The organism is Mucilaginibacter metallidurans (assembly GCF_003286435.2).
Classification (GTDB): domain Bacteria; phylum Bacteroidota; class Bacteroidia; order Sphingobacteriales; family Sphingobacteriaceae; genus Mucilaginibacter; species Mucilaginibacter gossypii.
In genome coordinates this window covers 6,260,018-6,273,082 of record NZ_CP043449.1, presented here as the reverse complement: position 1 = coordinate 6,273,082, position 13,065 = coordinate 6,260,018, and the positions used below count along the sequence as shown (strand labels likewise).

Here is a 13,065-nt window from a genome sequence, read left to right as displayed (position 1 = left end):
TATCCCTGAGAAGCGTTTATACTGTCTTTTTATAGTGAACACACCTACTTGTTTTTCAATATCTGGTGATTATTATTGTGATAACATTATCATATCGTTTTTTGCTAAGAAGTAGTACACTAAACTAAATAACACCCTTATCAAACATTAATGAAAGGGATCTTATTAACGTTGTCGTCGTTCCACCCGAAATTAGCTGGCGAGGAGTATGGTAATTCATTGGAAATGATTATTCATACACGTTCGACTACATTGATTTCTAAACCCTTACAACAGTCAATTGATAGTAGTCTAATTACCCGTAAAATAATTCCGGGTCTATAAAAATAAAAAATGGTTATATATGGAGGATTTAGAAAAATTAGAAAAGCGTTGGAAAGAATTAATGAGTCGGCCCCGGTCAAAGCAAGAAGCAGATGAAGCATTAACGCTCGCTGAGCGACTTGAATCGGAAAGAGTAAAAGAATATTTTGACTTAATATTAGAGTTGAAAAACAAGAATATCGTCATCAAGTCTATTTGGGATTTAGTCAATACAAAAGAAACATATCCGCAAGCAATAGATGTTCTATTAAAATATTTGCCCCGTATCCATAACGAGAAAAACAAAGAAGGCATTGTACGGGCCTTAACAGTAAAAGAAGCAAAGGGATTAGCTTCTGCTGCTTTAATAAAAGAATATGAGTTGACGCCTAAAGAAAAAGATGGTTTGCGATGGGTGATTGGTAATGCAATAGCTACCGTTATGACTTTACAAGATGTAGATTGGATGATTTCTGCAGTTAGGGATAAAAGTAACGCAGGAAGTCGTCGACAATTAATTCGGGGATTAGGCACTGTAAAATCTTTGGAGGTACAAGAAGTTCTTAACAAACTATTAGATGATGATGAAGTAAAATCCACGGCAATGGAGGCACTGAAGAAATTGAAAAGAAATACTTGATGGTATCCCTAAGCTATCACAGGCCACACGGCTTTGCCCTGCATGCAAAATAATCAATAAGCAAATTTCGGATCATCCTGCTGCCGCCATGCAGCCCCGTTACCGCAAGCGATTTCGCCGCCACATGGCAAAGACTTGTGGCCCTTATGCGTGATATTTAACCTTAAACACCCGACGAGGCACCCTTTCAATTACCGAAAGATGTGTCGTGGTTACAGGTGTGCCCCATTTATTATGTATTAGTAAACCTAATAATACGCCGGCAAGCTTTTTGTTTTACAACCCCGCTTTATCACTTCATCAAAATTCTATATCTTTCGCTTCAATTAAACTTTTATCACTGTGTTGGTTAAAACTTTTGGAAGCGCGGTTTATGGGATACAAGCTATTACCATAACAGTTGAGGTGAATATTGCATCGGGCACAAAATATTTCATTGTGGGCCTGCCCGATGTTGCTGTAAAAGAAAGTTATTTCAGGATAGAGTCGGCGCTAAAAAACTGCGGTTTCAGGATGCCCCGCCAGCAGGTAGTGGTTAATATGGCCCCGGCCGATATTAAAAAGGAAGGCTCATCCTATGATCTTACTATCGCCACTGGCGTATTAGCCGCATCCGGCCAGATAGAACCTGAAACCCTTGATAAATTTATCATCATGGGCGAGCTTTCACTCGATGGAAGCCTGCAGCCCATAAAAGGTGCTTTGCCCATAGCCATACAAGCCCGTAAAGATGGCTTTAAAGGTTTTATCCTCCCTAAACAAAACGCCCGCGAAGCAGCCATTGTAAACGATTTGGAAGTTTATGGTGTTGAAAGCATTAAAGACGTTGTCGGTTTTTTCAACGGCACATCCGACCTTAAACCCGAAATAGTAAATACCCGCGAAGAGTTTTACGACAGCCTCTGCAATTACGACAGCGATTTCAGCGAAGTAAAAGGCCAGGAAAATATTAAGCGCGCGTTAGAAATTGCCGCGGCCGGCGGCCATAATGTGATCCTGATCGGTCCGCCCGGAGCAGGTAAAACCATGCTGGCCCGGAGGCTCCCCTCTATTTTGCCGCCATTGAGTTTATATGAATCTTTAGAAACCACCAAGATCCATTCGGTGGCAGGCAAACTTGCCGCTGCTGATGCCCTGGTAACCATTCGTCCGTTCAGGAGCCCTCACCATACTATTAGCGATGTAGCTTTGGTAGGAGGGGGAAGCAACCCTGCCCCTGGCGAAATTTCTTTGGCCCATAACGGCGTTTTATTTTTAGATGAATTGCCCGAATTTAAACGCAGCGCGTTGGAGGTAATGCGCCAGCCGTTGGAAGAGCGCCGGGTAACCATATCACGCGCTAAATTTACGGTCGATTATCCCAGCAGTTTTATGCTGGTGGCAAGCATGAACCCCTGCCCATGCGGGTACTATAACCATCCCGAAAAAGAATGTATTTGCCCGCCGGGTATGGTGCAAAAATACCTGAGCAAAATTTCCGGCCCGCTGCTGGACAGGATAGACCTGCATGTGGAAGTAACACCCGTTAACTTCAACGAACTATCATCCGACCGTGCTGCCGAAAAAAGCGAGCTCATCCGCGAACGGGTGATCAGGGCAAGGGAAATCCAGGTAGAGCGTTTCGGCAACCGTCCCGATCTGCATGCCAACGCACAAATGAGCCCTCAAATGGTTCGCGACCTGTGCAAAATCAACGCAGCCGGTCAAACCTTGCTTAAAAAAGCCATGGAAAAACTCGGCCTCTCGGCAAGGGCTTATGACCGCATACTGAAAGTATCCCGCACTATCGCCGACCTTTCAGGGAGTGAGGAAATTAAACTGGAGCATTTAGCCGAGGCTATCCATTTCAGGAGTTTGGATAGAGAAGGTTGGGCTGGGTAAGGTACAACGAGACAGTGTCTAGGGAAAGAGTAATCCGAAGCCGGAAACTTCGGACAGCAAGGGTAGCGGTTCCGCCGGTGTTAGTAATACGATTGATCAATAAAATAAAGAATATGAAAAAGTTTTTTTTCATAGGGGTTTTTATCTTACTATTATTTGCATCGGCGATTTATCATTATAATAATTTAGTTCGGAAAAACTACAGCATAGAATTCAACGGGAAAGTGGAGAAAGTTATTTACAGTATTAAAGGCGAACCAACTGTTTCGATCAATGGTAAGACTTTTGACCTTCCTGTGAATCTTTGGGATTTCAATCACAAAATCGAAAAAGGAGATTCGTTGATAAAATCTAAAGATTCCATGGTTATTAAATTAATAAAATATAAGACTGGACAGGTAATTTTTTGTAACTGATTTATATTTTATGATCTTCCCCCACTGGCGCAAGTATGAAGGGGTGGCAATGTGTGAAAAGGCTACTTGTGCCAAATATTCGAAAATATGAGTACCAAATACAAATTTCACGATCAGGATAAATTATACTTTGTAAGCTTTTCTGTTGTGTATTGGATAGACCTTTTCATAAGAAATGAATACAAACAGGTATTGCTTGACAGTTGGAGGTATTGTCAAAAGCATAAGGGTCTTGAAATATATGGATGGTGTGTTATGACCAGTCATGTTCACCTGATTATTGGAAGCAACAGCAATAAATTGGAGGACATATTGCGTGATATGAAAAAACACACCGCAGCCATATTACGAAGTACAATTGAAAACAATCCTATTGAAAGCCGAAAGGAATGGCTTTTATGGATGATGACACGCGCCGGAACGAAAAATAGCAATAACGAAAAGTTTCAATTATGGCAACAGGACAATCATCCCATTATGCTGTTTAACCATAAAGTATTGCATCAAAAATTAGATTACATTCATAACAACCCGGTAGAGGCCGGATTTGTAGAAAAACCTGAAGATTACTTATACAGCAGCGCACGGGATTACTATGATTTACCGGGCTTGGTTGATATTTTATTAGTCGATCCGTTGCTGGCTTAAATTATAGAAAAACTAAGAAGGCACAAGTAGCCACCCTCTCTTTGCCTGCCCTTCATACTTGCGCCAGTAAAGTGAAGGATGTTATTACGAAGTAACTAAAACTCTCAAATAAAAAAACTTAAATATGTATACCGACTTTGACCAGCACGCCTTTGATATTGATTGGTATTTAACCAACGGAAAAGAAGTCGCCTTTATGACATCTGCTGGTACTTGTTTACCGCGGTCTGTTGCGGAATCTGCTCAAAACAATAAAGTATTGCAGGAATACTTTGAGGGCTTGCCATATACAACCAAATTTGTTATTAACCCTGATCTGGAGAACATCATTAATTCAGAGGCAGACGAGCAGTATCTATCGTCTTTTATAAACATGGCAATGAAAGGACTTTATGCTTTCGACAAAACAAACTTAGGTCTTTTTAACGATCCGAATTATCATTTAGTGGCAACGCCGGTTACTCCGCTAAATGTAAACTTATTGCCGACTGAGATCGCAAGCATCATTAAGAAAACCCGGTTAAATGGCCCAATGGGTTTAACGTTTAATATTTCTATTTTAAAATGACAACCAAACCTTTACTCCTTATCACTATCGCAGCACTAACTATCTTTTCAAGCTCCTGCAAAACCTATTACATGCCTGTTGGTACTTTCCTGGAGCAGGTGCCAACCCTGGAAACGGTGAATTTAAGGCCGGTTACCGCCCAGGACCCTCTTGGGCATAAGCACACCTATAGTATTTATCCTATTGATTCGATTAAATGTTTCGATAAAGACGGAACTCCTTACAAGTTAAAGAACGGGCCATCCATTGAAATACGTTTTACAGATATCAATGGCAAGCGATCAACCTTTTACTTCGACCGCACCTGGGTTATCCAGGATTCTGTTATCGGTGTTCAGTCAAAGATTCTTTCATTGAAAAAAGCAATACCGGTAAGCACTATTAAAACAATTGAAGTACAGGATGGGCGAAAAAAATACAAATACATTAACCAGTAGGCAATATAAAGGTGGCTCACACAACAGCTAATTTGGAGTTTAATAGCGGGCGCTACAAAACCATTCAATTGCCGGCGAAGCCGGGGCTGATACCCGGCGCGGGCAAATTGGGTTATGCAGCTTAGCAGTTTACCTGCAAAACTTTAAGCCATACAGCCAACTGTACTATTATATTAAATAGCCGGTTAACTTAAAAGAAGCATGGCCCGCGGTTGCTGCCAATTGGAAATTTGTTAACCCTCCCATGCACATGATCGCAATGTGTATGATCGCGATACATTTTTTGATGAGATGGCGGGCAATTTACCTGTAATGGTTGGGTAGTTTCAGTCTTATCAGGCTGACAAACTATCGTAGCTTGTTTTTTCATAATGACTTCTCCCTATGTTAGGTGACATTGATAATTGATATAATAAATTTAACTATAAAAGCACTTATTTACAATAGCTTTTACCAGAAAAATAATATTAAAAAATTACGGCTAAACCCGAAGGTGCAAGTAGCTATTGCCCGCAGGCAAACCTGCATATTTGCGCCAGCAAAGGAAAAAAATCATTTGTGGCATCTTAGATAAATAAACAGCCGGAGCAAATAATATATACTCCGGCTGTTTAAATAAGTAGTGCCCCTGTATTTATTTTCCTTTCCAAAACTGCAGGTAATGCAGGTTGTACCCTCCGTTGTTAGCTAATACCTTTATTTTGTTGCTCCCGGCTTTTAAAACAATGTTTTTTACAGCAATAACCTGCCATTTTTTTAACCCGCCGGTGTTGGGAACCGCCACTTCTTTTGCCTGGGTTATATTATTAACTAAAACAGATAGTTGGGCATCATCGGTGGCAGATGCCACTTTGAGGCTTAGGGAGTACATGCCCGATGTTTTAACCTGTATTGTGTACTGTGTCCATTCATTGGTTTCAATATGATCTACATAGTAACTTTCATACTTCGTAGAATCTTTGCTGATATCAACGCCGTCATTCCGGTAAACGTGGCCTTTGTTGCCAACACCGGGTTTGCCTGAAGTATGATAGTCAGCCGTGTCGGTGTCAAAATAAGCATAGCCATTGCGGCCCAGGTCATAATCAACAGCATTGATCACGGTGCCGTTGCCAATCCTGTTGGCTTTAAAGGGCTTAGTAACGGTTGTGTGCGGCTGCCTGAAAATAGCGTCGATGACGTCATGGTGAATAATGGTATTTTCTAATTTAGCATACGTAGCCAGCTCAAGGGTGCCGCTATACGTATTGCTCTCGTTAGGTTTATTCCTGCCGGTGTTCAGGTACCTTGCCACATCATCATAGTTCAGATTTGAACGGATCTCCATCGGGTTGTTGATGCCCAATTTTTTCAATGGCCATAATGACCAGCCAATGTTATTTTTTTCTAATAAGCCGATAGCTTCGGTAAGCCAGGTATTTGAGTTTTCGCCGGTTTCGCCCAGCCATACCGGGATATTATACTGGTCGCGTGTTTTTACGATATGATCGACAGACTTCTGATCGTTAAAATTCCAGTATTTATGAAAGCTCAGCACCATGTTTTTATCCCATTGGGGTAAAATACCGTTATAGTTATTGCCCCAACCGTTGCCCTCAATAATAATAATGTGTTTTTTATCAACCTCGCGAATGGCAGCAGTAATATCAACCATCAGTTTTCTTAGCGGTCCGTTTGTTTTTTCCTTCAGTCCGTTTTTATCGTTTTGAGGATCGTCAAAACCCCAGTTTGGCTCGTTGATGATATCATAAGCGCCTATGTAAGGTTCGTTTTTATACCGTTCGGCCAGTTTACGCCAAAGGGCTATGGTTTTTTGCTTATTAGCCTCGCTGTCCCAAAGCGATGGTTTGTCCGGGTCGCGGTCGGAGATGTTGAGGTCGTTGCCCTGTCCGCCGGGGGCGGCATGCAGGTCAAGGATCAGGTACATGTGGTTTGCTTTACACCAGGCCAGTAAGTCATCGGTCATTTTAAAACCTTTATCCAGCCAGGTGTTTCTACCGGCAACGGGCTCCTTATCGACTGGTAGGGTGTAAAGGTTGTAGTGCATTGGCAGGCGAATAGAATTAAATCCCAGCGTTTCATCGAATCCACATCAATTTTGCGGGTGTTATTGGCCAGCCAGGTATCATAAAACTCCTTAGTTTCGGCCGGGCCCATCAGCTCTTCAAACCTTTCGCGAATGCGGTACTGCCGGCTGTCTTTGTTAATGTGCAGCATATAGCCTTCCTGCAGCATCCATCCCCTAAACCCATACCCCGCAGCAATACATTCTGCCCTTTTTCATCAACTATTTTTTTTCCTTCGGCTTTTAAAAAGCCTGTTTGCGCATTGCCTTGTAAAGAGACAAATAATGCAGGAGCCGCGGCCAGCAAAACTTTAATTCCTGAGCTTATCTTTATATTTTTTATTAACGATGTTAACATGTTGTTGTGCATTTAAATTTTTCCTGAACCGGTTTATATTACCAGATATACGTTCCAACCGAACCTTTATCAAGCTTAACAGCTAATACTTTCCCCTGGTATTGAATGTTAAAATCCAGCGCGCCATCACCGGTGTTGGCTACGATAAGTACTTTTTTGCCATCGGGGGTTTTGAAAGCCACATTAGGTAAAGTATCCATATTGTTTGATGCAATACGTACTGAACCCGGACGTACAAATTTGGAAGCGTGGGCAATTGAATAATAAGCGATGTTTTTCTTTACTTCGTTTTTATCAATGGTAACGGCGCCCTGGCACATTGGGCAGCCGCCCCTGTCGGTATAGGGCTTATATTCAGAGTCGGCGGCAAGGTTCCACTCCAGTACATTGCGGCTCCAGTTACGGGTTGCGCCAACAATCAGGCTTTTTACCGGCCAGGCAATGTTGATGGTACTTTGATTTTCGGGCTCAACGGTCATCTGCTCGGTAAAGTAAATATTTTTATCAGGATGGGCGTTGTGCACATCGGTAAGGGCCGAGATATCGCCGCCATACAGGTGAAAGCCCGAACCATCCACATACTTACGGGCAGCCGGGTCATTCAATATCGAAATAGGGTAGTCGGGCCTGTCGGCATTATGATCGTAAACAATGATCTTTGTTTTGATGCCTGCCGCCTTAAACGCCGGACCAAGGTTGTTTTTGATAAAGTCGGCTTCGTCGGGCGCAACCATCAGCAAGCTGGGGTTATTACCCGGGTGTAATGGCTCATTTTGAATGGTGATGGCATCAATATTAATTCCATTGGCCTTCATTGCCTGGATATATTTAACCAGGTATTTTGCATATACCGGATAACAATCGGGTTTTAACCTGCCGCCGCGGGTATCATTATTGGTTTTCATCCAGGCCGGCGGCGACCATGGCGAACCCAACACCTTGATTGCCGGGTTAATTGCCAGGATCTGTTTCATTACCGGGATCACATCGGTTTTATCCGGTCCAAGGTTAAAATGTTTTAACGTTGGATCTGTCTGGCCTTTGGGCATATCATCGTACGAGAATACTTTCTCGTTCAGATCGGATGCACCAATACTCAGCCTTAAATAACTGATACCAATATCATTTCCTGTAACCGCAAAAAGATTTTTAAGCAGCGCGGCCCGGCTGTCGGCACTCATACGGATGATGTGCATAGCGCTGCCCCCGGTTAATGCAAATCCAAACCCGTCTATCGGCTGGTAATGTTGCTTATCATCAACAGTAATAGTAGTACCGCCGGCCTCCCCGGTTTTAAAAATAAGCGGCACTTTTTGCTGCTCAAAAAGTGCCGATCTGTCGGCCCGGGTAAGCCATAAGCTTGCCTTTGTTTGCGCGTTTATTGCAGCGACCGGGCCAAGCAGCATGGCGCCCAATAAAATCGATTTGATTTGCGTATTCATGAAACAGGATTTACAGGTTTATTTGTTGGATAACAGGAATTAATACGGCTGTTAAAATTGGATGAGTAAAAATATTACTGTTTTTAATAAAACGTAGTAATTAATCGGTTACAAAGTCAATAATTAAATTTTGTAGTGGTTAAGAAGTAGTTTGCCCATGGGGTTAATTTAAATCAGGGCGATATAAAGTCTTGTTTAAACGGGCTAATTTAATTTTCAATTTAAAACATTTGTTTTTATGAAAAGATTTCTATAAATTCACATACAACTATCCAATGAATACTCCATCTAAAAAAATTGTCATATTTGATGACGACGAGGACATCCTTTCTATTTGCAGCTATATTTTGGAGGAACAAGGGTGGGAAGTGCACACATTTAGCGACTGCAATAACATTGTTGAAAAAGTTTCGGGCATCTTGCCTGATGTGATCATGATGGATAACTGGATCCCCGATTCGGGCGGGATCATTGCCACGCAAACCCTCAAAAAAACCGAAGGACTTAAAGAAATACCGGTAATTTACTTTTCGGCAAACAGCGATATCCAGATCCTGGCCAATCATGCCGGCGCCCAAAGCTATTTAGCCAAACCATTTGACCTGGAAGACCTGGAAAAGGTGATCAACAGGGTGATAGCGGCGTAGGTGGGATAGCTATTATGCCATAAATTTATCTTGGGATAGTGCAAAGGGCTGCGTTAGTGATAGGAGCGGATACCGGCCTTGTGGCTAATGCCTGTGCAGTATGAGCGTATAGCACGGGCCGCAGGCAACGCCCATATTTTTCATACCGATCAAAATATATATTTAATTTATAACTATCCGTAACAAAAAAAGAGGTTCAAACAATGACAGCCCTCTTTAAAACGCTTCTATCTTTTTTCCTCAAACGATGCCAGCAGGTTTATATTCGGGTCCACCTTAACATCTGCCGGTTTGGCTTTTACCCGGAAACGGGCTGTTGTCGATTTCTCTTTTACCGGCACAGTTAACAGCTGCCCGTCAACAGACACCTCCAGCGGCAAATTGTAAACATAGGCCTGGTTTTGGGTTACATTTATGGTAATGTAACCATCCTTTTCATTATACTTCCAGCTAACCGCCAAATTTGGGTGCCCGGCGTTGCGTAGCCATTGCGTAAAAAACTGTTTCAGGTCCTTGCCGCTGGTTTGTTCCATTACCCGCCTCAAATCATCAGTATTGGCATTGCTGCCCTGGTATTTTGAATAATAATTTCTTACCCCTTTCCAAAAAACATCGTCGCCCAGTTTGCGCCTCAGCATGTGCAGTACCCAACCGCCTTTTTCGTAGCTATTGGCATTAAGCAGCTGCATAAATTTTGTTTTAACAGCGGTATCAACCACGGGGGTTAAACGCTCTTTTTCAAAATCCAGCACTTTTTTACGCTGGCCAATAAGGCGTGTTTTTAAGGTATCGGCCCCGTATTTATTTTCGAGATAAAGATCGGTCATATAGGTAGCAAAGCCTTCGCTTAACCAAAGGTGGCCAAAGCTTTTCTCGCTGGCGCCATCGCCAAACCACTGGTGGGCAATTTCATGCGCCATTAGTTCTTCTATATCCGGGCTTTTAACCGATTCTTCAAAGTAGAATATGGCACTGGCATTTTCCATACCGCCAAAAATGGTTTTCGACTGCACGTTGGCCAATTTTTCGTAGCTGTAAGGGCCAACATTTTTTATAAAGTAGGGGAGAATGTTTTTAGCTACAGCATAGCTTTTAAACCCAACCTCTTTACTTTCCGGAAAAACATAGGTAAAAACCGGGATTCCGTTAACATCACCGGGGCGGTCAACTGCAAACTCAGCTACGCCTATAACCATTACTTTGGTAGGCAGCGCAACGGCTTCAACCCAATGGGTTAATTTAAGCTTCCCGTCGAGTTGCTTTTCTTCGGTTTGCAGCCCGTTTGATACTACCTGGTAATGATCGGGAGCGGTTACAATAAAATCAACCGTGGCTTTGTCGGCAATATTATCAACGCAGGGCAGCCAGTTGTGGGCCCGGTTAGGCCAGTTATCACCAAAAAAAGTACGGTGCCCGAATGCGTTGGTCGAGATGATCAACCCATCAGCTGGGATGCCGCTATAACTTATCGTATAATCGCGGGTGTTACCTTTATAGGCCCGGGTATTGATCTTTAGCTGTTCATCGTCCTGAGTAAACTTTACCGGCTTCCCGTTTTCGGTTACTGCCGATACCAGCATGCCTTTACCCTCAGCATTCTTTTTCACCAGGTCGAGGCTGAACCCTTCCGCGCCGTTCAAAAACCTTATCGAAACCGTGGCCTTTCCTTCTATATTATTATCGGCATCATTAAGTTTAATATCAAACGTATAATGTTTAACATCAATCTGCGCCCCTGGAACCTGGGCAAATGCCGGCATGGTAAACAGGGCCGGTAACAATAAAAGAACAAAAAATATCCTGCGCATAGCCATGGTTCAGTTTGTTTTGTACTGCAACAAAGCTAATAAAAACAAGCTGTTATCCGCCTTTCCCGGCTATATGGTTTATCACATTTTTACATTGCTAAAACGTTACATTAACCCCTGTGGTGAACAAAAAGTAAAGCCCGTTCATTTTGGTGTTTTTTACATAATCAACCTGGTTAAATGGCTTGATGAGGTAGGGCGTAAAGAGGATTTGCCACTTGTTAATAGTATAGGTTAAAGGCAACGATCCGCTGAAAGCAAGCAGCTTATATTGCCTTACCTCGCGCTGGTTTTGCTGCGTTACCGTTTGCGTTATAATAGTTTGCTTTGGCTGACTGGGAAACAGGATATTAATAGGTGTTTGCTGCTGGGGCTGCTCTATCGAGCGGGTAACCTGCGATTCGGTGTAATAAGTTTGGTAGAAAGATTGTGTACCGGCATAAAGCGAGGCGGTAGGAGTAACCTTTAGCCCGCTTTTTTTATCCGCACCTGTTTTCAGGGCAAAAATTTCTTTTGATAATTCGGCGGTATTAACAACGTCATTGCTGTTATTTTTATTAAACCTATAGCTGATGCCCGCGGTAAATTTTACAATATCATCCGGATTGGCATACAACTGCCCGTCGAGCGTGGCATTAAATGAAGAAAGTATAATGGGACTGCTTTTGGTGATAAAATATTTAGTGGCTGATATGTTGCCTCCATAATACCGTTTTGCATCAAACACGAAAACATAGCCCGGTGTAACGCTAAGGCCCTCGGTGCCTGATTTGGAACCATTAAGATCAAAATAGCCGATAGCGCTTACAAAAAAGCCCTGTTTGCTAACCAATGTAACAGAGGGCAGAAGCACCGGAACACTGCTTTCATCGCGCCTGCCGGCATAGGTAAGGTTTGAAAGATATTGCAAACCCGCATTTACAAACAATTCTTTTGTTTTTGCCGCGGTATCAGGTTTTTGCTGGGCACAAACCGCAGGGCCGGCCAAAGCCAGCAGCAGGATAAGTTTAAGTTTTTTCATGGTTAATGTTGAATTAAAAAAGTGCGGATAATCAAAAAGGCCGGTACCGGCCTTTTTGATTTAATATATGTAAATACTATTACTGTTTGGTAGCGCTCAGTTTGGCTGAACTCTTGCCCGAAGTTTTAACAGTAACGCTTTTCTTTCCCGCCTTTACAGCAGTACTGGAAGCGCTGCTATTTGAGAACCCGGTATTTAGTTTTTTGGAGCCCGCTGCCACGTTACCTGTGCTGTTCAGGTTACCGGAAGAGGTTACGCTTACGCTTTTGCTGACAGCATCGGCGCTATTACCCGCGGCCACTGCTGTTTTACCTGCTGTTGTTGTAGCGCCAGCCCTTAAAGCGGCAGCATTGCTGCTTACTTTTTCGGTAGTGTTAGCAGCAACACCTTCGGTTGTGGTTAATGCTTTTTCGCCTGATGCTGTTACTCCGGTTGCATTAACAGTACCTGCGGCTGAGGTATTGCTGCTAATACCGGCTTGTGCAGCTGTTGTACCTGCCGTAGTATTTACGGTTGAGGCAACGTTGCTGTTAACATTGGCGGCCTCACTGGCGGCAACGCCCGTTACGGCCTGGTTGGTGGTAGCCTGGGTTTGAGCGGCTGTCCGCGCTGCTACATTTTGAGCCTGTGTGGCAGCCTGGTTGGTTACGGTTGAGGTTGTGTTAACCGCTTTTTGCGCTATAGATGCAGCATTCACAGTTGGCGTAGCTACCCGCGTAGCTATTTTAGTAGCGGTAGTTGCTCCAAGATTAACCTGGGCCGAACCAACTTTAAAAGCAAATAACGCAGCGGTCAATAAAACGGGTTTAATTAACTTTTTCATGATTAGTT

13 protein-coding genes are annotated in these 13,065 nt (G+C 43.0%); 7 read left to right on the top strand and 6 right to left on the bottom strand.

Annotated elements, in window-relative coordinates:
- Window positions 1-343: 343 nt before the first annotated feature.
- From DIU38_RS26925 to DIU38_RS26900, 6 genes are all read left to right on the top strand, one after another.
- Window positions 344-943, top strand: coding sequence for a hypothetical protein (locus DIU38_RS26925; protein ID WP_112653164.1), 600 nt, complete (start codon window positions 344-346; stop codon window positions 941-943).
- A 342-nt stretch (window positions 944-1,285) separates the two neighbouring features.
- Window positions 1,286-2,824, top strand: a complete 1,539-nt coding sequence (locus DIU38_RS26920) for a YifB family Mg chelatase-like AAA ATPase (protein ID WP_112653163.1) — start codon at window positions 1,286-1,288, stop codon at window positions 2,822-2,824.
- 113 nt (window positions 2,825-2,937) lie between these two features.
- A complete protein-coding gene (locus DIU38_RS26915) occupies window positions 2,938-3,240 on the top strand; it encodes a hypothetical protein (protein ID WP_112653162.1) in 303 nt (100 codons plus the stop codon).
- A gap of 87 nt (window positions 3,241-3,327) precedes the next feature.
- Window positions 3,328-3,888 carry an REP-associated tyrosine transposase gene (locus DIU38_RS26910; RefSeq protein ID WP_112653161.1) on the top strand — a complete coding sequence of 187 codons (561 nt, stop codon included), beginning with the start codon at window positions 3,328-3,330 and terminating at the stop codon, window positions 3,886-3,888.
- A 124-nt stretch (window positions 3,889-4,012) separates the two neighbouring features.
- Window positions 4,013-4,456 carry a hypothetical protein gene (locus tag DIU38_RS26905; protein ID WP_112653160.1) on the top strand — a complete coding sequence of 148 codons (444 nt, stop codon included), beginning with the start codon at window positions 4,013-4,015 and terminating at the stop codon, window positions 4,454-4,456.
- Entirely contained in the window at window positions 4,453-4,893 is a 441-nt protein-coding gene (locus DIU38_RS26900) for a hypothetical protein (protein WP_112653159.1), read from the top strand. Before DIU38_RS26905 ends, DIU38_RS26900 begins: the two co-directional genes overlap by 4 nt.
- Window positions 4,894-5,527: 634 nt before the next feature.
- Here the strand turns inward: DIU38_RS26900 and DIU38_RS26895 are convergent.
- The 3 genes from DIU38_RS26895 to DIU38_RS26890 form a co-directional block, all read right to left on the bottom strand.
- The gene (locus DIU38_RS26895) at window positions 5,528-6,940 is read right to left on the bottom strand and encodes a cellulase family glycosylhydrolase (RefSeq protein WP_244311239.1); all 1,413 of its coding nucleotides are present in this window, start codon (window positions 6,938-6,940) and stop codon (window positions 5,528-5,530) included.
- Window positions 6,856-7,110 carry a hypothetical protein gene (locus DIU38_RS34245; RefSeq protein WP_244311238.1) on the bottom strand — a complete coding sequence of 85 codons (255 nt, stop codon included), beginning with the start codon at window positions 7,108-7,110 and terminating at the stop codon, window positions 6,856-6,858. The genes DIU38_RS26895 and DIU38_RS34245 overlap by 85 nt, the downstream gene beginning before the upstream one ends.
- A gap of 244 nt (window positions 7,111-7,354) precedes the next feature.
- Window positions 7,355-8,758: a glycoside hydrolase family 30 protein gene (locus DIU38_RS26890; protein WP_112653157.1), complete on the bottom strand. Its 1,404-nt coding sequence runs from the start codon at window positions 8,756-8,758 to the stop codon at window positions 7,355-7,357.
- Window positions 8,759-9,033: 275 nt separating this feature from the next.
- On the opposite strand from DIU38_RS26890, the gene DIU38_RS26885 reads away from it, so the two are divergent.
- Window positions 9,034-9,405 (top strand): response regulator, encoded by a 372-nt coding sequence (locus tag DIU38_RS26885; protein ID WP_090532688.1) that lies wholly within the window; start codon window positions 9,034-9,036, stop codon window positions 9,403-9,405.
- Between the two features lie 227 nt (window positions 9,406-9,632).
- Here DIU38_RS26885 and DIU38_RS26880 read toward each other — a convergent pair whose 3' ends face one another.
- The 3 genes from DIU38_RS26880 to DIU38_RS26870 all read right to left on the bottom strand — a co-directional run bounded on the left by DIU38_RS26880 (window position 9,633) and on the right by DIU38_RS26870 (window position 13,057).
- On the bottom strand, window positions 9,633-11,213 hold the full coding sequence (locus DIU38_RS26880) for a M1 family metallopeptidase (protein ID WP_112653180.1): 1,581 nt from the start codon (window positions 11,211-11,213) through the stop codon (window positions 9,633-9,635).
- Window positions 11,214-11,310: 97 nt separating this feature from the next.
- Complete coding sequence (locus DIU38_RS26875) at window positions 11,311-12,234, bottom strand: hypothetical protein (RefSeq protein ID WP_112653156.1); 924 nt, start codon at window positions 12,232-12,234, stop codon at window positions 11,311-11,313.
- Between the two features lie 79 nt (window positions 12,235-12,313).
- Window positions 12,314-13,057, bottom strand: coding sequence for a hypothetical protein (locus tag DIU38_RS26870; RefSeq protein WP_112653155.1), 744 nt, complete (start codon window positions 13,055-13,057; stop codon window positions 12,314-12,316).
- Between the last annotated feature and the right edge of the window lie 8 nt (window positions 13,058-13,065).

Bases quoted from the DNA above. Each gene is read 5' to 3' on its own strand.
- DIU38_RS26925 (WP_112653164.1), top strand. From the start codon at position 344: ATGGAGGATTTAGAAAAATTAGAAAAGCGTTGGAAAGAATTAATGAGT.
- DIU38_RS26915 (WP_112653162.1), top strand. From the start codon at position 2,938: ATGAAAAAGTTTTTTTTCATAGGGGTTTTTATCTTACTATTATTTGCA.
- DIU38_RS26910 (WP_112653161.1), top strand. From the start codon at position 3,328: ATGAGTACCAAATACAAATTTCACGATCAGGATAAATTATACTTTGTA.
- DIU38_RS26905 (WP_112653160.1), top strand. From the start codon at position 4,013: ATGTATACCGACTTTGACCAGCACGCCTTTGATATTGATTGGTATTTA.
- DIU38_RS26900 (WP_112653159.1), top strand. From the start codon at position 4,453: ATGACAACCAAACCTTTACTCCTTATCACTATCGCAGCACTAACTATC.
- DIU38_RS26895 (WP_244311239.1), bottom strand. From the start codon at position 6,940: ATGCACTACAACCTTTACACCCTACCAGTCGATAAGGAGCCCGTTGCC.
- DIU38_RS34245 (WP_244311238.1), bottom strand. From the start codon at position 7,110: ATGCTGCACATTAACAAAGACAGCCGGCAGTACCGCATTCGCGAAAGG.
- DIU38_RS26890 (WP_112653157.1), bottom strand. From the start codon at position 8,758: ATGAATACGCAAATCAAATCGATTTTATTGGGCGCCATGCTGCTTGGC.
- DIU38_RS26885 (WP_090532688.1), top strand. From the start codon at position 9,034: ATGAATACTCCATCTAAAAAAATTGTCATATTTGATGACGACGAGGAC.
- DIU38_RS26880 (WP_112653180.1), bottom strand. From the start codon at position 11,213: ATGCGCAGGATATTTTTTGTTCTTTTATTGTTACCGGCCCTGTTTACC.
- DIU38_RS26875 (WP_112653156.1), bottom strand. From the start codon at position 12,234: ATGAAAAAACTTAAACTTATCCTGCTGCTGGCTTTGGCCGGCCCTGCG.
- DIU38_RS26870 (WP_112653155.1), bottom strand. From the start codon at position 13,057: ATGAAAAAGTTAATTAAACCCGTTTTATTGACCGCTGCGTTATTTGCT.